Source organism: Aquiflexum balticum DSM 16537, from assembly GCF_900176595.1.
Classification (GTDB): Bacteria; Bacteroidota; Bacteroidia; order Cytophagales; family Cyclobacteriaceae; genus Aquiflexum; species Aquiflexum balticum.
In genome coordinates this window covers 312,469-338,042 of sequence record NZ_LT838813.1, presented here as the reverse complement: position 1 = coordinate 338,042, position 25,574 = coordinate 312,469, and the positions used below count along the sequence as shown (strand labels likewise).

Annotated in this window: 23 protein-coding genes; 11 read left to right on the top strand and 12 right to left on the bottom strand. The window is 39.5% G+C overall.

From position 1 onward, the window contains the following. Genes B9A52_RS01575 through B9A52_RS01560 form a run of 4 tightly spaced genes read left to right on the top strand, consistent with a single transcriptional unit; the run spans window position 1 to window position 4,819 of the window. Window positions 1–801: a heme ABC transporter ATP-binding protein gene (locus B9A52_RS01575; RefSeq protein ID WP_084123349.1), complete on the top strand. Its 801-nt coding sequence runs from the start codon at window positions 1–3 to the stop codon at window positions 799–801. A 3-nt stretch (window positions 802–804) separates the two neighbouring features. Continuing rightward, entirely contained in the window at window positions 805–1,851 is a 1,047-nt protein-coding gene (locus tag B9A52_RS01570) for a hemin-degrading factor (protein ID WP_084118646.1), read from the top strand. Window positions 1,852–1,898: 47 nt separating this feature from the next. Then, the gene (locus B9A52_RS01565; protein ID WP_084118645.1) at window positions 1,899–4,202 is read left to right on the top strand and encodes a TonB-dependent receptor plug domain-containing protein; all 2,304 of its coding nucleotides are present in this window, start codon (window positions 1,899–1,901) and stop codon (window positions 4,200–4,202) included. A gap of 17 nt (window positions 4,203–4,219) precedes the next feature. Then, window positions 4,220–4,819 (top strand): HmuY family protein, encoded by a 600-nt coding sequence (locus tag B9A52_RS01560; protein ID WP_231955434.1) that lies wholly within the window; start codon window positions 4,220–4,222, stop codon window positions 4,817–4,819. Window positions 4,820–5,029: 210 nt separating this feature from the next. Here the strand turns inward: B9A52_RS01560 and B9A52_RS01555 are convergent, their stop codons facing one another. Continuing rightward, window positions 5,030–5,524 carry a C40 family peptidase gene (locus tag B9A52_RS01555; protein ID WP_084118643.1) on the bottom strand — a complete coding sequence of 165 codons (495 nt, stop codon included), beginning with the start codon at window positions 5,522–5,524 and terminating at the stop codon, window positions 5,030–5,032. An 82-nt stretch (window positions 5,525–5,606) separates the two neighbouring features. Between B9A52_RS01555 and B9A52_RS01550 the strand changes: the two genes are divergently transcribed. Together B9A52_RS01550 and B9A52_RS01545 are read left to right on the top strand one after the other, a co-directional pair. Then, window positions 5,607–6,578, top strand: coding sequence for a tetratricopeptide repeat protein (locus B9A52_RS01550; RefSeq protein WP_084118642.1), 972 nt, complete (start codon window positions 5,607–5,609; stop codon window positions 6,576–6,578). Then, window positions 6,575–6,817: a hypothetical protein gene (locus tag B9A52_RS01545; protein ID WP_084118641.1), complete on the top strand. Its 243-nt coding sequence runs from the start codon at window positions 6,575–6,577 to the stop codon at window positions 6,815–6,817. The genes B9A52_RS01550 and B9A52_RS01545 overlap by 4 nt, the downstream gene beginning before the upstream one ends. Before the next feature lie 91 nt (window positions 6,818–6,908). On the opposite strand, the gene coaE is transcribed toward B9A52_RS01545, so the two are convergent. From coaE to B9A52_RS01510, 7 genes are all read right to left on the bottom strand, one after another. Further along, the gene (gene coaE / locus B9A52_RS01540; protein WP_084118640.1) at window positions 6,909–7,520 is read right to left on the bottom strand and encodes a dephospho-CoA kinase; all 612 of its coding nucleotides are present in this window, start codon (window positions 7,518–7,520) and stop codon (window positions 6,909–6,911) included. Then, complete coding sequence (locus tag B9A52_RS01535; protein WP_084118639.1) at window positions 7,513–8,478, bottom strand: YbbR-like domain-containing protein; 966 nt, start codon at window positions 8,476–8,478, stop codon at window positions 7,513–7,515. The genes coaE and B9A52_RS01535 overlap by 8 nt, the downstream gene beginning before the upstream one ends. An 8-nt stretch (window positions 8,479–8,486) precedes the next feature. Next, complete coding sequence (yajC, locus tag B9A52_RS01530) at window positions 8,487–8,801, bottom strand: preprotein translocase subunit YajC (RefSeq protein WP_084118638.1); 315 nt, start codon at window positions 8,799–8,801, stop codon at window positions 8,487–8,489. Between the two features lie 3 nt (window positions 8,802–8,804). Then, window positions 8,805–9,341, bottom strand: a complete 537-nt coding sequence (locus tag B9A52_RS01525) for a DUF1573 domain-containing protein (protein WP_084118637.1) — start codon at window positions 9,339–9,341, stop codon at window positions 8,805–8,807. Between the two features lie 12 nt (window positions 9,342–9,353). After that, window positions 9,354–9,656 (bottom strand): YtxH domain-containing protein, encoded by a 303-nt coding sequence (locus B9A52_RS01520; protein ID WP_084118636.1) that lies wholly within the window; start codon window positions 9,654–9,656, stop codon window positions 9,354–9,356. A 12-nt stretch (window positions 9,657–9,668) separates the two neighbouring features. Beyond that, window positions 9,669–10,844: a transcription antitermination factor NusB gene (gene nusB, locus B9A52_RS01515; RefSeq protein WP_084118635.1), complete on the bottom strand. Its 1,176-nt coding sequence runs from the start codon at window positions 10,842–10,844 to the stop codon at window positions 9,669–9,671. Window positions 10,845–10,978: 134 nt separating this feature from the next. Next, window positions 10,979–12,079: a Glu/Leu/Phe/Val family dehydrogenase gene (locus tag B9A52_RS01510; RefSeq protein ID WP_084118634.1), complete on the bottom strand. Its 1,101-nt coding sequence runs from the start codon at window positions 12,077–12,079 to the stop codon at window positions 10,979–10,981. 147 nt (window positions 12,080–12,226) lie between these two features. On the opposite strand from B9A52_RS01510, the gene B9A52_RS01505 reads away from it, so the two are divergent. Further along, window positions 12,227–14,017 (top strand): ABC transporter ATP-binding protein, encoded by a 1,791-nt coding sequence (locus B9A52_RS01505; protein WP_084118633.1) that lies wholly within the window; start codon window positions 12,227–12,229, stop codon window positions 14,015–14,017. Here the strand turns inward: B9A52_RS01505 and B9A52_RS01500 are convergent, their stop codons facing one another. Further along, window positions 14,018–14,680, bottom strand: a complete 663-nt coding sequence (locus B9A52_RS01500; RefSeq protein WP_084118632.1) for a hypothetical protein — start codon at window positions 14,678–14,680, stop codon at window positions 14,018–14,020. It abuts the gene before it with no gap. A gap of 34 nt (window positions 14,681–14,714) precedes the next feature. Here B9A52_RS01500 and B9A52_RS01495 point away from each other — a divergent pair, with 34 nt between their 5' ends. After that, complete coding sequence (locus tag B9A52_RS01495; protein ID WP_084118631.1) at window positions 14,715–15,023, top strand: hypothetical protein; 309 nt, start codon at window positions 14,715–14,717, stop codon at window positions 15,021–15,023. A gap of 40 nt (window positions 15,024–15,063) precedes the next feature. Here the strand turns inward: B9A52_RS01495 and B9A52_RS01490 are convergent, their stop codons facing one another. The 3 genes from B9A52_RS01490 to B9A52_RS01480 form a co-directional block, all read right to left on the bottom strand. After that, window positions 15,064–17,208, bottom strand: a complete 2,145-nt coding sequence (locus tag B9A52_RS01490) for an outer membrane protein assembly factor BamB family protein (protein WP_084118630.1) — start codon at window positions 17,206–17,208, stop codon at window positions 15,064–15,066. A gap of 133 nt (window positions 17,209–17,341) precedes the next feature. Beyond that, on the bottom strand, window positions 17,342–18,265 hold the full coding sequence (locus B9A52_RS01485; RefSeq protein ID WP_084118629.1) for a nucleoside hydrolase: 924 nt from the start codon (window positions 18,263–18,265) through the stop codon (window positions 17,342–17,344). A gap of 9 nt (window positions 18,266–18,274) precedes the next feature. Further along, window positions 18,275–19,771 (bottom strand): M28 family peptidase, encoded by a 1,497-nt coding sequence (locus tag B9A52_RS01480; RefSeq protein ID WP_084123348.1) that lies wholly within the window; start codon window positions 19,769–19,771, stop codon window positions 18,275–18,277. 201 nt (window positions 19,772–19,972) lie between these two features. Here B9A52_RS01480 and gcvP point away from each other — a divergent pair, with 201 nt between their 5' ends. From gcvP to B9A52_RS01465, 3 genes are all read left to right on the top strand, one after another. Further along, window positions 19,973–22,864, top strand: a complete 2,892-nt coding sequence (gene gcvP / locus B9A52_RS01475) for an aminomethyl-transferring glycine dehydrogenase (RefSeq protein ID WP_084118628.1) — start codon at window positions 19,973–19,975, stop codon at window positions 22,862–22,864. Window positions 22,865–23,231: 367 nt separating this feature from the next. After that, window positions 23,232–24,653: a pyridoxal phosphate-dependent decarboxylase family protein gene (locus B9A52_RS01470; RefSeq protein WP_084118627.1), complete on the top strand. Its 1,422-nt coding sequence runs from the start codon at window positions 23,232–23,234 to the stop codon at window positions 24,651–24,653. Window positions 24,654–24,820: 167 nt separating this feature from the next. Next, window positions 24,821–25,426, top strand: a complete 606-nt coding sequence (locus tag B9A52_RS01465; protein ID WP_084118626.1) for a hypothetical protein — start codon at window positions 24,821–24,823, stop codon at window positions 25,424–25,426. The last annotated feature ends 148 nt before the right edge of the window (window positions 25,427–25,574 follow it).

The window sequence follows — 25,574 nt, the reverse complement described above, 5'->3', positions numbered from 1 at the left end:
ATGTTACAAGCAAATGATATTCATTTCTGCATTCGGAATATGCCCATTATAGACAAAGCATCTGTTTCCCTGCATCCGGGCGAACTTACTGTAATCCTTGGTCCGAATGGTGCCGGAAAATCCACTTTGTTCAAAGTTCTGGCAGGGGAGGTTCCCTGCAAATATGGAAAAGTTGCCTACAATGGATCGCCCATAAATGGTATTTCGGCAAAAAATCTAGCTCTCGTCAGGGCCGTTATGCCGCAGCATAGTTCTTTATCATTTCCTTTCCTGGCATTGGAAGTGGTGGAGTTGGGATTGTTGGCCTGCGGTGGGTCCTATCGTCAAGAACTTGTAGAAGAAGTCATGACAGAAACCCAGACTTGGCATCTCAAGGATAAACTCTACGGAAATTTATCAGGCGGGGAAAAACAAAGAGTTCAACTAGCAAGGGTATTGACCCAGATATGGGACAAAAAATCATTTCCCCGATACCTGCTTTTAGACGAACCTACTTCCAGTATGGATATCGCTTTGCAGCACCATGTGCTTAGGATTATTCACAAAATCAAAAAAAGAAACATCGGGGTTCTCGCCATTCTGCATGACCTCAGCTTGGCAGCCAACTATGCTGACAAGGTGATTTTACTTAAAAAAGGAAGAATCTTACACCAAGGACCCGTAAAAGAAGTGATGACCGCTTCCAATCTTGAAGAAGTGTTTGAGCATCCTATTCAGGTTTTTTCAGGTTCAGAGGATTCCTCTGTGATTATTCAAAGTATCCCATTTATCCAAAATCATTTAGAAATTAAACTTGCATAACTTATGGAATCAACAATGCATTTTTCCTCAGTCGCTTCTTTAAAAGATGCCTGGGAAGATCTCAAAAAACAACAACCACAACTAAGAGCAAGAGATGCTGCACAGAAGTTAGGCGTATCTGAAGCTGAGTTGATCGCATCTACAATTGGATTGGACACAGTAAGACTTAAGGAGGAATGGGCAGAGATCATGATCGCCTGCAAGAGTCTGGGCAAAGTAATGGCATTGACCAGAAATGAGGGATGTGTCCTGGAGCATAAGGGTAATTTCCAGAAAATTGACCTAATGGGACAGGCCCCCAATCAGGTTGCAACTGTAATCGGACCAATTGAGCAAAGAATATTCTTCAGCGGCTGGAAATTTGGATTTGCTGTTACCAACCATACCCCAAGGGGAACTATGCGGAGTTTTCAGTTTTTTGATAAGGCCGGTGATGCTGTCTTGAAAATTTTCCTTCAGGAAAAAAGCAATTTGGATGCTTATGAACAAATCCTGATTGATTTCAAAAGTGAAGACCAAAATCCTGAGTTGGATGTCGCCGCCTATCCCAAGCCCGAATTCGCCAAAGAGATTGACTTGGAAGCTTTCACCCATGACTGGGAAAACATGAAAGATACTCATGATTTTTTCGGCATGTTGAGGAAATACAATGTTCACAGACATGACGCTGTCAAGTGGATCAATGACAAATGGGCGTATGAAGTAGACAGGCTTTCGGCAAGGAAAATTGTGGAAACTGCTTCTGCTGAAAAAATGCCGATCATGATTTTTGCAGGGAATAAAGGCAATATACAGATCCATCAAGGGAAGGTCAGAACCATCCGTCAGATGGGGAATTGGCTCAATGTAATGGACCCCGATTTCAATATGCATTTGAATGAAGAAATCATCGACTCTGCCTTTGTTGTACACAAAAACACCTCGGATGGCTTGGTTTCCGCTTTGGAGCTTTTTGACAAAGAAGGGGAAATGATCGCTCAATTCTTTGGATTGAGAAAGCCGGGAATACCACAATTGGATGCTTGGAAAGACCTAATTGATAGTCTTTAAACTGAATCCCGCCGGGAGGAATCCTCCCGGCAAAAAAATTTGAGATTATGATTAGATTTAATCTAAATAAAAGAATATTTTTCTTCCTGTCTTTATTCGTTTGCTCTGAACTTTCTGCTTTTGAAGGGGATGGGGAAAAGAAAATTATTGATAGCTCAGGAAATCCCATTATCCATGCTTTGATCAAACCGGAAGGCCAAAAAGCGATTGCTGTTAATGCATTGGGGAAAATCGAACTTCAGAATCCTTCCAAAACGATAACCGTATTTGCTTTGGGTTTTGAAAGTCGCCAATTGACTTGGCAGGAATGGCTATTGGATGAGGAAATTATTCTTCAAGAGAAATCGGGTAACCTGCAGGAGATAGTAGTGGCTGCTACCCGAACAGAACGTAGTGTTGAACAACTACCCATGCCTGTTACGGTCCTGAATACTGAAAGGATTAAGGAAACAGGAGGTATCCGTTTATCCGAGATTTTACGGGAGCAAACAGGCTTACAAATTACTTCAGATCATGGTTCGGGGCTGCAAATGCAGGGCTTGGATTCCGATTATATTCTGATTCTTCTTGATGGAGAACCTATGATTGGGCGAACCGCCGGGACCTTCGACTTAGACCGTATTTCTGTTTCGAATATTGATCGGATCGAAATACTCAGAGGGCCTTCAAGTGCCATTTATGGCAGTGAAGCCATGGGTGGTGTCATCAATATAATTACCAAATCAGGTATCAATAAATCCAACGTGGATCTGGGCCTTCGGCACCGTTCCTTCAATTCCTGGAACCCCTTTTTGGAATTAGGAGTCGGCAAAAAAAACTGGAGTACGCAGGTTTTTCTGGATCATTTTCGGACAGATGGATTTGATCTTACTCCCGAAACAGTTGGCCAAACCCAAAATCCTTTTCAGGCCTCTACCGGACAGCTTAAAATTTCAGGTGATCTTTCGGAAAAGTTAAATGTCAGTGTTTTTGGCAGAGGATATTTGGAGACATCGCAAGGCATCCTTCAAACGAACGGCAACTCAGGTGTTGAAATTCTTGATTTGGGTAATGAAAGAAGAGATTTCAACTTAAACCCTACCATACGTTTTAAGCCCGATGTGGATTGGACACTGACGCTTCGGGGTATGAGCTCATGGTTTTCAACCAATTCGGACACCAGGTTCAGAAATAGTGGGGAAATTTTTGACTTTCAGGATTTTGCCCAATTCTATCATCGCACTGAACTGCAAACAGACTTTCAGGCCAATTCCAAAAACCTGATTACTTTGGGTATGGGGCAATTGATAGAAACTGTGGAGGCCACCCGGTATGAAGAAAAAAACCGCTTTGACGCGGGCTACTTTTTCCTTCAGCATTTATGGGATCCAATTCCCAAAATCAACGTGGTTACCGGCATGAGAGCTGATTTTCACAGTCAATTTGGAAATCGACTGAGCCCAAAAGTATCAGCACAATACCAAATATCAGAAAGTTTCAGTTGGCAGGCTTCAATGGGTGCCGGGTTCAAAACACCCGATTTCAGGCAATTATTGTTGAATTTTAATAATGCTGCTTCCGGATACTATGTCTTTGGCGCCAATCTTGCTGGGCGGGAAATTTCCAGATTGCAGGATGAAGGCTTGATAGCCCAAATTCTAATTGATCCTGAAACACTGGGAAATCTAAATGCCGAAACATCCTGGTCACTCAATACCGGCTTTCGATGGAAACCGACAACACAAAGTCTTATTCAATTAAATGCTTTTCGCAATGAAATAGATAACCTGATTGAAACTGCTCCTATTGCCCAATTGGTCACCGGTCAGAATGCATTTTCCTATTTCAATATCCGTAGCGTAGTCACCCAGGGAATAGAAGTTGACGCACAAGTTAACTTACTGGATCATCTCAGTCTAAGTGCGGGTTACGCTTTTTTGGATACCAAAGATATGGAGATGCTTGAGCGCATTGAAAATGGGGAAATCTTCAAGCGGAATTCACAAAACCAAACCCAACGTGTCACCCGTGCAGATTATGGAGGACTATTCAATAGAAGTCCCCACAGTGGGAATTTCAAAGTGAATTATCAGGATAGCTTTACTGAAATCAACTGGTCTTTAAGAGCCATTTACAGAGGAAAGTTTGGTTTTGCAGACCTAAACGGAAACCTCATCCTCGATGACGACAGAGAATATGCTCCAGGATGGGTTAGCATTAATTTTACTGCCTCGAAGACATTTGAAAATGGGCTTTTTCTGGAGGCAGGAGGTACCAATCTTTTAAATACTGTAACACCGGCTCAACCGAATAATCCGGGCCGGGTGCTATTCCTAGGAATCAAAATACCAATTCTAAATCTTATAAACTAAAAAATAAAATGAAAACAATGCAAAAATTTATCTTCACAGTTGGGATTATTACTTTCTTATTTTCCTGCAACAACAATGATGAACCTGCTCCGGTAGTACCTCTTGAGGCTACTTTGGTGGAAGATCTGGCAGCTCCAAATGACCTGATTGATCGAACAACCGGTCAAGTAATTGAAGAGCGTCCATTTCAATATTTCAGCATGGAGCAAAATGCCATTGTAAACGAAAATGAAGATTGGGATTTGGCTTTCAAAGGGACAACGATCCGTGTCAATAGTGCCAAAAATGTCAGCGCTGCCATTGTTACCGGAATTTTTGAAGAAATCACTGAAGTCCCTGCTTCTGCGGTTTTTGCTAAAGATACAGCCACTTCCTTTGCAATTCCGACTGGTAGTGGAACCGGCTGGTACAATTACAATTCCGCGACATTTACAGTAACACCAATTCCCGGCCGTGTGATTTTGGTTCAAACCACAAAAGGGAACTATGTCAAAATGGAAATTCTAAGTTATTATAAAGGTAATCCACCTGTAGAGCAAATCGATCCAAGGACGACTCCAAGTGGACATTACACCTTCAGGTATATCCTACAACCAAATGGAAGTACCAGGTTCTGATTTTTCCTGATGTTTAAATAAAAAAGCTGTTCCAAAGTCCCTTTGCAAAAGGCTTGAATCAATACGAATTCAAAATGTTATTTGGCCTCACATGTGAAAATCAGACTTTTGGAGCAGCTTCTTTCAATATTTTTTACCTGTTTTGTTAAGAATTGACCGCAAAATTATGGTGCTCAACTATTGGCAATTCCATCTACTTCCAAAAGCCAATTAGAATATCCTTCTGCCAAATAAAAATGCTTTGTTCCAATAAGCTTGACTGAGATTGTCTTCGGTGACTCCCAAGGATGTAGAGGAATGTATAAAAAGGATATTCCCCTTCGATGTGTCCGTGACTATCCCGGCATGAGTTACCTGCTTTTTTTTCTTACCTGTGGCAAAGAAGAGAAGGTCTCCCTTTTCAAGATTATTTCCGGTTACTTTTTTTCCTTCTTTGCTCTGTGCATCCGAGGTTCGGGGCATAGTAATTCCCACACTATAAAAGGAGTGGTAGACCAAAGCCGAGCAATCCATCCCCGACCGGGTAGTGCCGCCATAGCGATAGGGGGTTCCCCGATAAGATTTGGCTGTTTCCACTACTTTATTGATATTTTGAGTTCTGACTTTCTTGGTAGAAGAGCAGGAAGATGAATAAATTGGAGAGAAAAGGATTAAGAGCAATAAAAAAAAGATGTAATTAAAATTTTGCTTGGTTTTATTATTCATTTTGGGGAGAATATATTTATCTTCAATAATACATACCCAAACCCTGGTTTCAAAAGGTTTTTCAACTATAAAACGAAAAGTTATGAAAATTCTTATTGCTTTTTTGATGCTGTCAATATGCATTGGTACTTCCTGTCAATCTGAAAAGACTCAAATGACAGTGGAGGAAAATAATTCTGTTTTCCCAAACGACAAGATCTTTCAAGGTGTAAGTTTATTGGGTGATTCTTTGTTCACCCAAGTGGATTCCATTGTACAAAAAGAACTGATCCGGAAATTAAATGAAGCAGAAAACGCCTATGTTGTAGACCCTGTTTTAAATAATCTGATCTGGATTGGAAGGAGAGAGGCTTATCTGGGAAGATATGATTTGGCTATCAGTACATTTTCCAAAGCTATCAAAGAATATCCAAATGAATTCGAACCCCTTCGCCACCGTGGGCATAGATTTATTACTATCAGGGAATTTGATAAAGCAATCGGTGATTTTGTGAAAGCTGCAGAGATGATGCAAGGTACAGATTTAAAAATTGAGCAGGACGGAATGCCCAACAAACTGAATATTCCTCTTTCCAATGTGCAGTTCAATGTTTGGTATCATCTGGGATTGGCCTATTATCTCAAAGGTGATTGGGAAAATGCTTTGGAAGCGTATAAAAACTGCCTTGCTGTCTCGAACAACGATGATCTGAAAGTGGCAACCTTGGATTGGTATTATATGACTTTGGTTAAACTGGGAAGAAAAGGCGAAGCTTTGAAGGTTATTAGTTCTGTACATCCGGGCATGAAAATTATTGAAAATGATGCCTATTTTAAAAGAATTCTGATGTATCAAGGAAATTTAAAACCTGAATCACTGCTGGGAGAAGTCAAAAATGTCGATGAAGAGCTTCTTCAGTATGTCACGCAGGGATATGGATTAGGGAATTTTTATTTGTCTGAAGGTGATACTTCAAAGGCCACGGAGGTTTTTGAAAAGGTTATCAAAAGTGGTTATTGGGCTGCTTTTGGTTATATTGCTGCCGAAATGGAGTTATCAAAATTAGGAAAATGAGAAGAGAAGACTTCAAAAAATTGCCTTTAAATAGAAAGATTCAAATCCTGTACACGGAAGGCACTTTTGTAGTGGGTATTAGGTACTATACCCATAAGGTCAACCTGTATTTGCTTAATGATGAATATATAGAAGTTTTTTACAACCATAAACTGGACAAAATAGACAATATTGATTTTTTAAACAGGGAACATACCCGAATGAAGTTTTACTTGGATCAGATACAGTTTAGTTTGTGAATTGTATCAAAAAAATTATTTTTTATCAGGGTAGGTCAAAGAAAATGGGAATGTCCCAATAGTCTCAGGCTTTATTCAGAAAAACATCAACCTATAATTTACTCGAATTTAAAAGCTCATTATGGATTTGCATAACCTGGGGAATCAATAATCGGTTGTCCGAATTTTTAATAACGAAATCAGCTTTCAGGTTCTTTTCTTCGTCAGGCAGTTGTTTGTTGATGATATCATTGATCTGATTTTCGGACCTCTGCGGATCGCGCAACATTATCCTGTTGATTCTGATTTTAAGCGGTGCACTGACATTGATGATTTTATCCAAATCCTGATATGATCCGGTTTCAAACAGAAGGGCGGCCTCTTTTAAAACATATGGAGAATTTTGTTTTGGAACCCACTTTTCAAAATCCTTTTTCACAGCAGGGTGAACCAAGCTGTTGATCATTGAAACCTTTTCTTCATCATTGAAAACCCGGGAGGCAAGATAGCTTCTGTTTAGGCTTCCATCTTCAATATAACTCTCCTCACCAAAATTTGAAATAATCTGACCTTTTAGATCCGGATCATTTGCCATCAGCCATTTTGCCCGGTCATCTGCAGAATAAACGGGTATTCCCAAAATGTTAAAAATTTTGGCTACGGTGGACTTACCGGAACCAATTCCCCCGGTAATGCCAATCAACATTTTTTTTCCCTTAATCATATTTGAGTTTAAGGATACCGGGTTCTATGGTTATATTTTCCAAAAATGTTGGCTTTGGATACACCTGAACGCTGATGGTACTGTCTTGGCGATTGCGGGAATTGTAATCCAATAAAGCCTCAAATTCCAAAGTCTTTAAATCCTCCAATCTCTTTTCACTGATTAGATATGTCATGATGATTGAATTGGGCTCCTGGATTAAACTGACATTGTCAGGGAAGTTCTGATATTTTATTTTAAGTCTTTTGTTTCCTTCCAGCATCTGTAAAACATCAAACCTTACATGCACGCTTTCTTCTTCCAAAGTCAGATATTCTTCCAAAGAATCCGGGATATTTAAGGTCAGTATCTTGTTGAAATTTGTATTGGATTTCTCTTCTTGAAGATCGATTTTCAGGACTCCGTCCAATTTTTGAAGTATTGATGTTGGCCCTTTGATATTGACGACTTCAGGATCAATTTCGATAGGACTTGCATACCTATAGTTTTTGGCCAATGTATTGCTGGTTGTATCGGCCTGTACTTTAATTTTTCTGGTGACAACCTTGTCTATGCTGAATTTTATCGTGTCATTCAGCATGGATACCAAAATGGTTGGATTGAGGGTCTCTGCTAATCCCCGTCTGATTTCTGAGGTAAGCATATAGTCTTTGGCAGAAGGATTATTAATTTCAATCGGAAAGGGAGCTTCATTAAACTTAAAATATTTTCTTAGCAAATCCCATCCGTTACCGTTGATTTCTATTTTAAGACGGTTGGGAAGCTTATCCACTGCCATGAACTCATTTTCATCATAGGTGATTTTTATGGGATAATCCACCACAGTAGTGTAATTATCTTTGTTCAGGGCATTTAAAACCCAAAAAGTGGCGGCCGCTAAGAAACAGAGCGCCGCCACTTTGAAGTTTGAAATCTTTTGTGGATTAAGATTAGTAAAGAATTTTTTAAGCTTAGCCAAGGTTTAGATTATTTTGTTCCTATAGCTTTTTTTGTGAAATCAGCAGAAACGGCTGATTTTTCAACTTTGATTTTCATTCCTTTATCCAGTTCCAAAGTCAAGGTATCCCCTTCTATGGAATATATTTTTCCATGGATACCTCCTATAGTGACTACAGGGTCACCTTTTTTTATTGATTCAAGGAAATTCTTGGTTTCCTTTTGTTTTTTTTGTTGGGGTCTGATCATGAAAAAATACATAATCAGAATAATGGAACCAAAAAGGAATACCTGTCCCATGATTCCCGAACCACCGTCTATCTGAAGTAAAATCCAAAGTTTCATATTTTATTTTTTAACCGGGCCCAGTTGATTTGGATTTGCTCCAGCTAATTTTGGAGTTACATTTCCTTTTAACCTCAATCTGGTTACATTAGGATTGGTATTGGCCTGAATAGTGACAGTCGGAGCCTGTGTTCCGGTTTTTGCTGTTGAATTGAATACCACCTTTACAAAGCCTTCATCTCCTGGTTTGATAGGAGTTTTGGTCCAGTCAGGACTTGTACAACCACAAGAGGCGGTGATATTTGAAATTACCAAGGGAGCTTGGCCGCTATTGGTAAAATTAAATACGTGCTCTACGACACTTCCTTCATTGATTGTTCCAAAATCATATTCCATTTCCTGAAATTGAAACGAACCCAAACTTCCCGGATCTGCAGCTGTAACAGAGCTGACATTGGACGGAACAGCTTGAGAAGCTTCCAAACGGGCTAGTTTTTGTTCCAATTCTGCGATTTTATCACTTTGATCGTTTTTGGTTTCGCAACCCACAGCGGTGACGGCAATGGCAATAGCCATGGCAGATAATTTTAGGTATCTCATAATAGTTTTTAATTAATTCGATTCTCGGTTTATTTGTTCTATAAGTTTATTCACGTCACTGAGCAAATTCTCAGCTTTGTTTTTTGCATCGGAAATCACTTTGTTACCTTCTGATTTAGCCTCGTTCAATGGAAGATTTTTTCCATCTTTCAAATCACTGACAAGTTTTTCCAACTCTTCTTTATATTTGAAAAGTTGGTATGAAAGTTTGTCACGGGTATTTTTTCCTGTATCTGGTGCGAAAAGGATTCCAATAGCAGCACCTATACCGGCGCCGGCCAAAAATGCAATCCAGGAGTTTGAGTTATTGCTCATTGGTTTAGTGTTTTATTTGTTATCTAATAGACCTCTACCACTTTTACGTATGAGACCTTTTTCGGTTAAATCTTTTGACAAAACATCCAATAATCCATTGACAAATTGTTTGCTTTTGGGGGTACTATAAGTTTTTGAGATGTCAATATACTCATTGATAGTGACTTTGACAGGAATACTTGGGAAAAGCATCATTTCTGTCAATGCCATTGAGATGATGATTTTGTCCGTTTGGGCTATTCTTTCTATATCCCAATTCTGTGTTTTTTGGGCGATAAGTAATCTGTTGTTTTCGTCGTTTTCGATGGTCAAGTTAAATATATTTTGGAAAAATTCCTTATCCTCCTCCCAATTGATGGCAATTTCAGGAAGTACATCCCCTACATTCTCTAACTGATTTTTCAATACTTTTGATGCCAGACTCCGAACGACGGCTTTGTTTTCTGTCCAGTTCATGTCTTTTTCAGAGAAAAAATTCAGAACTGCTTCTGATTTGAAAATCACTTTTTTAAGAATAGTATCTGCAATTTGGTAATCCTGATCCAAACTCGGACTTTCTATTTTGATATATTCCTGATAGGCCTCGAGAGGTCTGATATAATCCCTAAACCATTCCTTGATTTCCAATTCCAATTCCGAAATAACTGCATGATGTCTTGAAACAGCATTTTGAAAATCGAGAGAATTTTTTATTCCCTGAATAATCGCATTGTTGGCAAGATTACTTTCACCTGCGGAGAAAATGACTGTGTCCCCAGATCTGCGTTTCTTTTTTTCAGCTTCCCCCAAGACATGATCTCCAAAAGCGATCAATAACTGAATGGCAAATAAATATAACTGTGGAATTTTTTCCGCTGAAGAAATCATATTTTTCAATAAAAAGTCCCTGTCTTTTTTATTGGCTTTATGATATTCATTGATGGCTGATTTTGCCTCAGAATTGATTTTTTCGTTCAGGCTGCCATTGGGCTTAAAAGTGTCTGTTTCCAGATTTTTGACAAAAGCTTCCACAGACATTTCACCTTCTTTCTTTAGAAGCACTTTGTCCTGCACTTCCATGCTGTTCAGGTCAGGCTGAAACACCTCTCTGATATGATCCTTTGCAAGCGTAAAATTTGACCCCTTACATTGTTCGTAGGCGTATAAATTCTGAAAGGCTTTTACCCTGAGTATTCTTCTGTTTAACATACCTGAAATTAAAGAACGTAAATATAAATATTTTGATGTACGATAAAGGATATTGGATTCTTTATCCTGCCTGAAAACATTAAACCAGACCGGTACTTATTCAGTTCCAAAGCACCGGTCTGATTTTTTTATTTTTAATAGGGTAATTTAATCTTCCCCATGGACTCGATTCTGTTCCAGGCCATTTCTATTGCGGCCTGTTGTGCGGGAATATTTTCTTTTTCCGATTTATCCAAAATTGATGTACATATGTCATAAATGCGGTCCGCCTTTTTGTAAGTTTCCTCTCGGTTATATCCACCAAGGAATTCGGCATATACATTGATCAGTCCACCTGCATTGATAAGGAAATCCGGGGCATAGATAATGCCTTTTTCCAAAAGTATTTTTCCATGCTTTTCCTCATCCTGAAGCTGATTGTTGGCGGCACCTGCAATCACCTTACATTTTAGCCTGTCTATAGTTTGGTCATTGACTGTAGCGCCGAGTGCACATGGGGCATAAATGTCCATATCGATATCATAAATAGTATTTGAATCGACTACTTTAGCTCCGGTTTCCTTTGCAACTTGGATCAGCCTGTCTTCAAAAATATCTGTGATAAAAACTTCAGCTCTTTCTTTGATGAGGTGTTCAACGAGGTATTTGCCAACTTGGCCGATTCCTTGCACGGCTATTTTTTTTCCGGTAAGACTATCTGAGCCATAAGCTTTTTTTGTAGCCGCTTTCATCCCAAGATAAGTCCCGTAAGCCGTGACCGGAGAAGGATCTCCACCTCCTCCTTTGATTTCAGGAAGACCGGTGACATATTTGCTTTCCATGGCGATATATTCCATATCGCTGGTTTTCATATTGACATCTTCGGCAGTGATGTATCGGCCGCCTAAGCTATCAATAAATCTTCCGAATCTTCTTAGAAAGGCTTCATTTTTGAGTTTTGGATCTCCAATGAGTACCGCTTTTCCACCTCCTAAATTCAATCCTGAAATAGCAGCTTTAAAAGTCATCCCTCTAGACAACCTCAATACATCAGTAATAGCTTCCGCCTCTGATGTATAATTCCACATTCTTGTACCTCCCAAAGCAGGGCCGAGGGTAGTATTGTGGATGCCTATGATAGCCTTTAATCCGGTCGGTTCATCATAACAAAAGACCAGTTGTTCGTGACCTAAGGAAGTAATCTGTCCGTAGATGGATCCTTCTCTTACTTTTTCCTCAGTATTAATCTCAACCATTTGAACTTGGATTTTATTAATGTGTTATATTTGGGCTTAGTGTATTGTAAAATGCTGGCCGCAAAATTATATATTTTGTTTGGGCTTTACTAGTGCAATTACTAGAGTATTATAAAACTTATCAAGTGATTTTAAAGTTTTTATTTTGTGAAACATCTTCTCCGATTAAATAAATATTTATATAAATATAAGTGGTATCTCCTTTTGGGAACATTATTCACTATTATTTCCAACATTTTTGTAATTATTCCAGCCCAATTGGTCAGAATCTCAATAGATTTTGTGGTAGAGAGTTTTACCTATTATCAGGTATTTGGAGATGGTCAATTGGCTGAAATGGCAAGAAGTGGATTCTTGAAATTTGTCCTGGTTTTTGGGGTATTGATTTTAATAATGGCTCTATTGAGAGGATTTTTTCTTTTCCTCATCCGACAGACGGTCATCATCATGTCTAGGCTGATTGAATATGATCTTAAGAATGATATTTTTGAACATTATCAGAAACTACCCCTAAGCTTTTATCGGAAAAACAGTACAGGGGATTTGATGGCAAGAATAACTGAAGACGTCAGTAAAGTCAGGATGTATCTGGGTCCGGCACTGATGTATGGTATAAATTTACTTGTACTTTTTCCATTGGTAATCGGGTATATGTTGACAGTCAATGTGGAACTTACGATCTATTCCTTGTTGCCTTTGCCGATACTTTCCATCAGCATTTATTTTGTCAATAACATGATCAATGAGCGGTCTGAGAAAATCCAAAGAAGTCTTTCCGGATTGAGCACATTTGTTCAGGAAGCGTTTTCAGGAATACGGGTTTTGAAGGCTTTTGTCAGGGAAGATGACAGTGCAAATGATTTCACAAAAGCAAGTGAGGATTATAAGGAAAAATCCATCAGTCTGACTATGGTTCAATCTCTCTTTTTTCCGCTGATAATGGCCCTGATAGGTATCAGTACTATTCTGACAGTTTATATTGGAGGTATTCAAGTGATGGAAGGCAGGATCGGGTATGGGGTGATTGCCGAATTTATATTGTATGTCAACATGTTGACCTGGCCTGTTACTTCTCTTGGATGGGTCACGAGTATCATTCAAAGGGCAGCAGCTTCGCAGGCAAGGATCAATGAATTTTTGGATGAAGAAAACCCTATGATCAGCTCCCATGCTTTGAATGACCACATTGCCGGAAATATTGAAGTCAGAAATGTTTCTTTTGTATATCCTGACTCGGGTATCAAGGCCTTGGAGAATGTCAGTTTCACGATCAATTCCGGAGAATCTCTGGCAATTATCGGTACTACCGGTTCAGGTAAGTCAACAATCGCCAATTTATTGCTCAGGATGTATGACCCCACTGAAGGAGAGATATGGATTGATGGAAGGAATATCAATGAATATGACATTTCCAGCTTGAGAAAACAAATCGGCTATGTTCCCCAAGATGTATTTCTTTTCAGCGATACCATTGAAAGCAATATTGCTTTTGGTCTGGATGAAATCGAAAAAGATAAAATTGAAAAAGCGGCCAAAGATGCAGATGTTTATCAAAATATCATTGAGTTTCAGAACGGCTTTGAGACAAAATTGGGAGAGCGCGGCGTTACCCTTTCGGGGGGTCAAAAGCAAAGAGTTTCTATTGCCAGGGCTATAGCTAAAGAACCTAGTATACTGCTTTTGGATGATTGTCTTTCAGCTGTGGATACCAAAACAGAAAATGCCATTTTGAATGCGCTGAAGGACATAATGACAAAAAGGACCTCTATCATTATTTCGCATCGGGTTTCTTCAGCCAAGCTTGCCGATAAGATAATTGTACTTGATGACGGAAGATTGGTAGAACAGGGTACTCATGAAGTTCTGATGGCGCAAAAAGGTACCTACGCAGAACTCTATGAAAAACAGACCAGTGCCAATGAACTGGTAGACGAATAATTATTCCCTATTTTTGGCAAATAGATCAAATCCGATTTTTTGGGGATTGCCCATGCTGGATGTATGTTCCAGTTTTTGGTGGTAGGAGATCAGCATAATGTCCTGAAAGGCCGGTGCAAGAAGATCATTTTCCAATACCGAAACCACCAATTGCTCCACCAAATCCCTCATTTTTTCTTTGGAAACGGGGTTATCCTTCAGTTCAGGAAAGTTGAAAACAATTTTTCTGTCCCCTTCCAAAAAGAATTTATTTTCTCTATTGAGTAGAATTCTCCCTATCAAATATCCAGGGTCCTCGAGTCTGCCGAATGTCAAGGTATCACTGAGAAAGTTATAAATCAGAATCTGCCCAAAATACCTGAGAGAGACATCTTTTTTTAAATATTTGGATTTACTGAGATAGGTATCGTCAGGTAGTCTGACAATGTTACTTTGCAAAATAAATATCAGAACATCCCCACCTATCCTAAAAATGAATTCATAATCATTGATTTTTTCAATTTTGAGTGGAATGGGCTTTTCCTCTTTGTTGGTTTCAATAATTTCCTGCATTAATTCCCGACAGATTATTTCCAGTTCCCCGAAAAGCTTTTCAGTACTTTCAAATAAATTATATTTCAGTTTGCTGGTAGTCTGAAGCTTACTTACTATATTAGAAACCATCGTTTAACAGGGTTAAAATTAAACATCTAGAATTATGTCGGATAAAAAAACAGGGTTTGAAGAAGTGGAATCGCTTCTTCAGGATATTGGCACTAAAATAGAACAATTAATCGAAAAAGGCACCAACGCAAGCGGTGAGGCAAAGGACGAAATTGAAAAGAAGATCAAAGACTTAAAAGAAAAGAAGACCACCCTAGAAGACGAATTTAATAAGGGAAAAGAAAAAGTCGAGAAACTTTATAAAGATGAAGTGGAACCCAATTTTCAAGAGTCAAAGGTACATTTCAAGGAAAGTTTCAGGCAATTATTGGAAGGGATAAAGACTTTGTTGGGTCAGAAATAGAACCAACCCATCTTCTTTTCTTCCGGAAGATGGGTTGGTTTCATTTATTTTTTTCGATTTCAGGCAAAGCAAAAGCTACATAAGCATCTCCGGATTTAGTGCCTTTTCCGCCACCACAGGCAATAACGATGTATTGTTTCCCATTTTTCTCGTAGACAGCAGGAGTAGCATGACCAGCAGCAGGTAATTTTGCTTCCCACAGCACTTTTCCAGTATCTTTATCAAAGGCTCTGATTTTCTCGTCTTTGGTGGCAGCAATAAATACCAAACCTCCGGCCGTGGTAACAGGCCCCCCATAATTTTCCGAGCCTGTTGGCTCAAAACCCCTTTCAGTCAATTCATCAAATTCTCCAAGAACTGATTGCCATTTGATTTTACCGGTATTCATATCCATGGCAGTAAGGGTTCCCCAAGGAGGCTGAATACCTGGATAGCCATCTTCGGTCAGCAACCTCGAATATCCTTGCATGACATATTGAGGGGTAAGCCTTTCCACCCCGCCTTCAAGTTCCTTCTTTTCTGCATTTGGATCCTGTTCTTTTCCCAGAAGATAATCTACCAATACTTTCCTGTCATTTTCTGAAATATGTGCAAATGCCGGCATGGCCCCTTTCCCGTTTTTGATTAAAGCGTCTAAGGAAGATGCATTAAAATTTTTATTCAGGTCCATCAAAGTTGGGAAAGCAGGTGGATTTCCCTTTCTGTCTACTCCATGGCAATTGGCGCAGTAGTTCACATAGATACCTTGCCCTAAATTATCAAATTTTGGGTTTGCACCCATTTTTATCACCCAAGGGATTTCATTGGCATTGATATACATGGTTTGAGTAAAAGGATCAAAAGAAGAACCTCCCCATTCAGCCCCACCATCCATTCCTGGGAACAAAACTATTCCATGTTCATGACTTGGGGGCAACCACATATCTCCATATTTTACATTTTCCAGTTTTGACCTGATGTCTTGTTCCCATTCGGGGGTGAGACTAAGAATCTCATTATCTGTGTAGGCCATTCTCATAAAAGGCTCCGGTAATTTTGGCTGAGGTTGGGTTGGCCAACTTTTTTCTCCCGGAAGATCTGATTGTGGTACGGCCTTTTCGTGGATGGGCCAGACAGGTTCTCCTGTGATCCTATCAAAAACGTAAACGTAACCCTGCTTAGAAGTTTGTGCTACAGCATCAATCCATTTTCCGTCTTTTTTGATTCTGATCAAGTTTGGATTGGCTGGGAAGTCCCGGTCCCAAATATCATGGTGAATGGCCTGAAAATGCCAGATTCTCTCCCCGGTATTTGCATCTAATGCAATCAGGCTGTTGGCAAATAAATTCTGTCCGTGACGGTAGCCACCCCAAAAATCATAAGCTGCTGAACCTGTTGGTACATACACAATCCCTCTTGCTTCATCCAGACTCATACCGGCCCAGTTATTGGCCGCGCCGATTTTATCCCAATATTCTGCTTCCCAAGTATCATGTCCGAATTCTCCAGGATGGGGTATGGTGTGGAAGATCCACTCTCTTTCTCCGGTTTTCACATTGAATGCCCGGACATGACCAGGGGCAGCATCAAGGCCTTCAGAAAGGCGCATACCCATGATCAATTTGTCTTTGTAAATAATGCCAGGAGTATTGGATACGATCAGGAATTCTGCCAAATCCGTATCCAGATTTTTCTGAAGATCCACTTTTCCTCCTTCCCCAAAGGTTTCGATGGGTCTTCCGTCTGTAGCATTCAAGGCCATCAGCCAATTCCCAGCTGTGAATAATATCCGTTTATCATCGCCTTCTTGCCAATAGGTCACTCCTCGGTTTGTCCCGGCCCAGGAATTTTGTCCTCCAAGCAATTGGGATGGATTGAATCGCCAAAGCAATTTTCCTGAAGCTGCATCCAATGCAAAAACATTGACCTGCGGACTGGTCGCAAATAATACACCATCTACCACAATTGGTTGACATTGGATTTGGGATCTTTCAGTGGCATCACCGGTATTGAATGTCCAGGCCACTTCGAGATTTTTGACGTTTTCCTTATTGATCTGACTGGAAGCGGAGTACCGGGCGGCATCTTTGGTTCCGCCAAAAGTTTCCCATTTGCTATAATCAAGCATGTTGGGGATATCAGGGCCACTGCAAAAGGTAAATACAAATAGATTGAGGCAAATCAGGGTTCTTAGTGATTTATTCATCTGGTGAATTTATTGTATAGAGCATTTAAAGTATGGATTTTAGCAATACCAACAAACTATTTTCCCTTGAAAGGTGATTTTTTGCTTGCTGAATTTATGCGAAGAATTGGCGGATTTTTCTTCTGCAAAATTTTTACTTTTTAAGCACATTCCAAAAATCATCCGTCATTGCTTGACTGTCTATCTTCGAAAAAATCTTAACCGTATAGGTTTTGTTCTCAGGAGGAGAATTTACCGTGATTTTCTCTGAATACTGAGGCAAAATATAGGCTTGTACCAATGCCAAATCCCACATGATCCTGGTCTTATCCTGGGGATTTTGTTCTCTCCATCTGTCGGCGAGAATTTTTTCTACGGGGACATTGTCGTCAGTTTTGAGGTAGGTCAGGTCCCTGTCAAATTGCAATGGAAATGCAGTTTCCAGTGGCATGATGGTAAAATCAAGTTCTGCAAGATCCAAAAGGTAATCGAAGGCATTGAGGTCATTTCTGATATTGAACTCATTTTTGCTCCAGGCACGAGTGTTTTGATTGTATCTGGCTCCCAAAGCGTAAACACGTATTTTGGGTAAAATTTCAGGAGCAATGATAATGGCAGAAGCCACATTCGTCAGTGCCCCTAAAGTCAGGATATCCAGTTTTTCGTCTTCGGGCAATGATTTGGCTAAAGAAATAATGGATTGCGCTGTGGGAGAATCTCTTGGTTCCTGACCGCCCCAGGCTCTGCCGATTTGCCTATCTGCACCTTTAGGATGTGGGATATGGGAAAGCCCCATGGCTTTCAGAATAAGTTTGTTGAGTCGTTGACTATCCTCCAAAGTATTCAAATCTTTGGTATCATAGGCATTCCATTTTTCAAAAACCAAAAGATCCGGATTATTAAAATGGGCTGAACTTAAGCCAACCACGTCCAGAGAAGGCTCCTTCAATAATCGTACAATTGCATAAAGATCATCCATTTCATTCCCGGTATCCGAATCCAACCATACTTTTTGCTTTTGGGCAAACAGCTGGATGTACATCAGAAAGACCAGAAAAAAAATGGATGATGTTTTCATTATTTCATATTATCTGGCAGTCCTTGTATTGGAGCCGTCTACAGGTGTTCTATATTCTCTGTTAGACAAATCCCAAGCAGTATGAAAAATCAACTTTGCCCTTTTGGTCATCAAAGGGAACTCGATTTTATCAACGGTATCACTAGGCTGATGGTAATCATCATGAACGCCATTGAAAAAGAAAATCACAGGAATATTGTGTTTGGCAAAATTATAATGGTCAGATCGGTAATAGAACCTGTTTGGATCATCTTCTGCATCATACCGGTAATCCAAAATCAGATTGGTATAGGTGATATTGTTGTATTCGTTGATGACTTTTAAATGCGAAGAAAGCATTTCCGACCCGATCACATATACATAATCCTTATTTTCCGCGTCCTGATATTCATAATCTATCCGGCCCACCATATCAATGTTGATATTGTTCACCGTATTTTCTAAGGGGAAAATTGGATTGTTGGAATAATATTCAGAACCTAAAAGGCCTTTTTCCTCTCCGGTCACATTCAGGAACAAAACGCTTCTTTTTGGTCGGTTGCCATCTTTTGCAGCCAAAGCAAATGCCTCTGCAATTTCCATTACTGAAACAGTACCCGAGCCGTCATCATCTGCACCATTGTTTATTTCTCCTTTGCTGTTAATTCCTACGTGGTCATAGTGGGAAGAAATCACCAAGACCTCTTCTTTTTTATCAGTACCTTCCAGGAAAGCCATGACATTTTCAGTAGGTACCAGTCTGTTTTCCTTCTTTACCAAATAAGAGACTTTTTGTGTTTTAATAGATTCAGGATTGTTCTTTGCGGCCTCCTTCAAAATCTCTACAGGAGTATCAAATAAAACGGCCATTTTATCTGAGCTTACCAAAAATATGGGCTCTTGTTTGGTTGGTTGTTCAAAACCCAATCTGCCCCTTCCACTTAAGGATTTATACCTATTTGCTACTCTATCAAAGTTAGCTTGTCCTTCCATGGTTACAACCACTATTCCAACAGCACCGGCTTCCATTACTTCAGGAACTACTGTCTGCGCTCTACTGCCGATTGCCCATAGGCCGACCAATTTACCTTTGACATCTACTTTTTTCAGATTTTCTTCAGTAGCCAGACCCAAAAACACCAATTCCGTTTTTGCAAGTTTTTTCATATCTGCATCACCTATGAAAATAAAGTCCTCATTGTTAACCAGTTTTTGTTTTCCAACATTGAGGTTCACTTGGGGATAAGAAACCGAGGAAAGGTTGAATTCCTGAAAATAATTCCCATTGACAGGGCCCATAAGTCCAAGATTTTTATAAAAACCAGCTAAATATTCAGCAGCTAATTTTTGACCTTTTTCACCTGTATCCCGACCTTCCAATTCATCTGAGGCCAAATAAGTCAGGTGTTTTTCAAGGTCAGTCGCAGTGATTGTGTTAGCGTATTTTAATGCTGTGGCATCTTGGGCTTCGGTCTGTCCAGCAACTAAGAGAGCAAATGCTCCTGCTATCCATATTTTCTTTTTCATATAAAATCTGAAAGAATTTAAAATTAAGGAGCCAAACATAGAAATAATTCCCATTAGATTAAAACCGTTTGTCAATTTGGATGTTACTAGGGTATATTTCTTTGGGTTTAAAAAATTATTATCATTCAATAATTTATACATTTGCACTACCTAAAAATTGATGAGAATATAACCCAAATTTGTCCTTTATCTTAACATATAATGAAGATTAAACTAGACCCCTCTACCAAATTTGAGCAAAGACATAATGGTCCTTCACCTAAAGAAGTCCAATTGATGCTGCAAAGTATCGGAGCAGCTTCTTTGGACGAACTTATCGATCAGACCATTCCAAAAGCCATACAGTTGGTAAAACCATTGGATCTCCCCAAATCCAAAACAGAAGCCTCTTTTTTGAGGGATTTTAAAAAATTGGCCTTAAAAAATAAGATATTCAAATCTTTTATCGGCTTGGGATATTATGATACTATTGTTCCAGGTGTGATCTTAAGGAATATCCTTGAAAACCCTGGATGGTATACTGCATATACGCCGTATCAGGCTGAGATTGCGCAAGGAAGATTGGAAGCCCTGATCAATTACCAGACCATGGTGATGGATCTGACAGGAATGGAAATGGCCAACGCCTCTTTGCTCGATGAAGCCACTGCAGCTGCTGAAGCAATGACCATGCTTTATGCTTCCAAACCGAGAGAAAAAAAGAACGCCAATAAATTTTTTGTGGATGAAAAAATATTTCCTCAAACCAAGGATTTGTTGATTACCCGAGCAGAGCCTATTGGTATCGAGTTGGTTATTGCGCCTCTTTCCAGTTTGGATCTTACTGAAGCAAATTTATTTGGGATGCTTTTGCAGTATCCAAACCTTGACGGAGCGGTCATTGATCATTCCCAATTGGTAGCTGCCGCAAAAGAAAACAATGTATTGACAGCTTTTGCTACAGATCTTTTGAGTTTGACGCTACTAACACCTCCTGGGGAAATTGGAGCGGATGTGGTAGTGGGCACCAGTCAACGATTTGGTGTACCAATGGGTTACGGTGGACCTCATGCCGCATTTTTTGCTACCAAAGAAGCTTACAAGAGGCAAGTTCCTGGAAGAATCATAGGTGTATCTGTGGATAGGGATGGTAATAAAGCTTACAGAATGGCATTGCAGACCCGCGAGCAACATATCAAAAGAGAAAAAGCCACTTCCAATATCTGTACTGCACAGGTGTTGTTGGCAGTCATGGCAGGAATGTTTGCCGTATATCACGGTCCAAAAAGCCTGAAAGAAATTGCGGCAAGAACCCATGGACTTGCCCAATTGACTGCAAAAGCATTGGCATTATTGGGATATAAACAATTGAATGAAAACTTTTTTGATACGATTAAGATTAAAACAGACGCTGTTCAGCAATCCAAAATAAAGGCTTTTGCTTTATCCTCTGAAATGAATTTCAGGTATGAAGAAGGTGCAGTGGTTTTGGCTTTTGATCAGGCTAAAACCATCAGTGATGTCAAAGCTGTAGTGGAGGTTTTTTCAAAGTCTATCAACAACAAAGTCCAGTTTGATTGGAATACCATGATCGCTGAATTGGAATTGAATTATCCGACAGGTTTGTCCAGGACATCTGAATATTTGACCCATCCGGTTTTTAATCTGTATCACTCAGAACACGAGATGTTGCGATATATCAAAAGACTGGAAAATAAGGATCTTTCGCTGGTGCATTCCATGATTTCCCTTGGTTCATGTACCATGAAATTGAATGCTACTGCGGAAATGGTTCCGGTAACTTGGCCGGAATTTGGCCAATTGCATCCTTTCTGTCCCCAAGATCAGGCAGCCGGATATTATGAGCTTTTCCAAAACCTAAGAAACTGGTTGAGTGAAATCACAGGATTTTCGGATACTTCCCTTCAGCCCAATTCCGGTGCGCAGGGAGAGTATGCTGGATTGATGGTGATCCGGGCTTATCATATGAGCCGTGGAGATCACCATAGAAACATAGCCTTAATACCAACTTCCGCGCATGGAACCAATCCAGCGTCAGCGGTGATGGCAGGGATGAAAGTAGTTTTGGTCAAATGTGATGAAAGTGGCAATATTGATGTGGAGGATTTGAAGTCCAAAGCTGAAGCGCACAAAGATGAATTGGCATCTTTGATGGTAACTTACCCCTCAACCCATGGGGTCTTTGAAGAGGCCATTCAGGAAATCTGTCAAATCATCCACGATAATGGCGGTCAGGTGTATATGGATGGGGCCAATATGAATGCACAGGTTGGACTGACAAGTCCGGGAAGAATTGGTGCGGATGTCTGTCACTTAAATCTCCATAAAACCTTTTGCATTCCTCATGGTGGTGGTGGACCTGGCATGGGGCCGATATGTGTAGCAGAACATTTGGTACCGTTTTTACCGGGCAACCCTTTGATTGAAACAGGAGGGACATCTGCGATCACTGCTATCTCAGCAGCGCCTTATGGCAGTGCGAGTATTCTTCCGATTTCATATGCCTACATCGCCATGATGGGTGGAGATGGATTGACCAATGCTACCAAAATCGCCATTCTGAATGCCAACTATATCAAATCAAGACTGGAAAAGCATTATCCAATTCTCTACACAGGAAAGGGTGGAAGGGCAGCCCATGAAATGATTTTGGATTGCAGGGCATTCAAAGAAGTGGGAGTTGAGGTAGAAGATATTGCGAAGCGATTGATGGATTATGGATTCCATGCCCCAACAGTTTCTTTCCCTGTAGCGGGAACTTTAATGATAGAGCCGACAGAATCAGAAACAATGGCCGAATTGGACAGGTTCTGCGATGCCATGATTGGGATCCGCGAAGAAATCCAAGAAGTGTATGACGGCAAGGCAGATAAAGAAAACAACGTGCTTAAAAATGCACCCCATACTGCGGTATTGGCATTGTCTGATAATTGGGATTTTCCTTACTCGAGAGAAAAAGCAGTTTATCCATTGCCATTTGTCAAAGGGAATAAATTCTGGCCATCCGTTAGAAGAGTTGATTCTGCTTATGGAGATAGAAACCTGGTTTGTAGCTGCATTCCGGTGGAGGAATATGCTGAGACTGAGGTTTAGAAGTGAGACGTGAGATTTGAGAAACAAGAGCAAAGAGCCAAGAATCAAGAGCCAAGATGAGTTAGGAATTACCTTTGGGGTTTTCAAAACCTCGAAGGTTTTTTTACCAGAATTAAGTGGTGAGTATTGAGATGCGATAGCCGAGATATTTGAACCAACAAGAATCAAGAAAAGCCTTCCATAAAACTGGGAGGCTTTTTTGATTCAATATCAATCAGGCCAATCTTCTTGTTTTTTTGTTACTGTTTTGGTTAAAATAAATTCCTCTAAGTCAAAGAAATTCTTTAAATAAATAGGGTTTGTTTTGGGTAGTAATAAGGATTTTTCTTCATCTTGTTTTTCTAAATTCGCCTAACGATAACTATACATGCAAAGCTTTGATTTAAACCCTTCCGAGAGACAGGAACTGTACAAATTTACCATTGACTTGCTTGAGAAATATTATTCCGATACCAAGTCAAATCGGGTTTCTCCAAAGTTGGATATTTCAAAAATTGTGGATGCTGTAAGAAAGGTGAATTTTTCGGAACACTTGACTTCAAAGGAGGCGATCAAACATTTGGTGGAGGGAATGAAAAACCATTCGGTCCACACCCCGCATCCTAAATATTTCGGTCTTTACAATCCGAGGGCAAACTTCCCGAGTATTATGGGTGATTTGATTACTGCTGTTTTTAATCCCCAATTGGCAGCTTGGAGTCACTCTCCTTTTGCCAATGAAATTGAGAATTACCTGATTGCTGAATTTGGGAAAAAATTTGGCTATCCACATGCAAACATAGATGGTGTCTTTGCAAGTGGTGGTGCAGAAGCTAATCTTACCTCAGTTTTGTGTGCTGTTAATCATGCTTTTCCTCAATTTGCCAAATCAGGTTGGTTTGGTATGAGCAAAAGACCAGTGATGTATTGTTCGGCAGAGTCGCACCACTCAGTGCATAAAGCGGCAAAAACTGTGGGCTTGGGATATGATGCTATCAGAAATATTCCTGTGAGGAAAGATTTGAAAATGGATCTGGAACAACTGAAAGGAACTATTCAAAAAGATGTTCAGGAAGGTTATCAGCCATTTATGGTCATCGGGACAGCAGGGACTACAGGAACCGGTGCCATCGATGATTTGGTTGGCATAAGAAAAATAGCGGATGAATACGCGCTTTGGTTTCATGTGGATGCTGCTTACGGCGGTGCCGCAGTATTGCATCCAGATCTGAAAGATCTACTCGACGGCATTTCACTTTCAGACTCCATCACTTTTGATGCACACAAATGGTTGTCCGTAACTATGGGGACAAGTCTGTTTATTACCAGACATAAGGGGATTTTATCAGAAACCTTCAGAATCACCGCCGAATATATGCCCAAGGAAGCCAAAGACCTTGAAATTGTCGATCCATTTACCCATTCCATCCAATGGTCCCGACGGGCTTATGGCATTAAGCTGTATTTGGCATTGATGATTTTCGGTTGGGAGGGTTATGAGAAAACCATAAGACACCAGACAAAAATCGGGGAAAAGCTAAAAGAGTTGTTGGAGAAAGGTGGTTGGACCGTTATGAACAGCAGTCCTTTTCCGGTGGTATGTTTTATGGATGAAAATTACCTTGATCATCCTGATTTCACCAAAACTGTCATCAATGAAATCATTGATTCCGGAAAGTCATGGATATCCATTTATCCTATTTTTGGCAAACCTACATTCCGTGCCTGCATCACAAATTACAATACTTCTGTAGAGGATATTGAAGAGTTGGTAGGTGAATTGAATGAGGGGAGGGAGAGGTTTGGGTAAGGTTGATCTAGTTGATACCAAAAATCAACTCTAAATTAAATTGGGTAATTCTTTTGCTTGAAAATCAAATAAATGATTTCAAAGTAAGTAAATTTTCTATTATTCCGATTTATTTTAGCGCTATATAATAGTTATATCAAAATATTTCCAAAAGTAAATTCAATAAGATGAAAGTAATAGTTATATGTTTTTATGTGGTTTTCAGTTATTTTTATGTTTTAAATTATGAAAATACATGTCGTAATCCATCAATTGATGATCTTGGGTTTAAAGATATTAAGATAGGCTCTTCTTTATCTGAGATCAAAAATAAACACAAGCTATCTACTGAAAGCACATCTTATTTTTTAGACTCAAATTCTTGTGGAAATTTTGTTGTGTTTGGAGCTCTTAGTAATATAATTTTTTCAGGTGATAATAAATTTGAAGAATATAGAATAACAAATTCTCATGAATACACACTATTTAATAGCAGAATAGGATGTATTAAATTGTTTTTTTATCTAGACAAACTTGTTTTGATAGAAATTAGAAATGCATTTGGCGCAATGGAAGGATACGCAAGGGCATTTGGAGCTGAAACTTGTATAACAACAACCGATCGTTTTTTTAACCATAAAGAACTAAAAGTTTTAGGAAATCAACTGTCTTTGCATGTAACAGAATATTACAACAACAAACAAATTGATCATACTGCAACATTAATTTACTCACACGAGGGCATAAACAATGCCTTAAATAATATCCGAAATCAAAGAAATAATGATTTTTAAATACATATTTTTAGAATCATGTTTTTATCCAAGATTCTCAAACCTGTAATTGGCAACTGGAAGTAGATTTAGACAAGGGGGTATTTTTAGATAGTTATTATACTTACTAATTATTTGTATTTAAGCCATTTTTAGAATACTATTATAT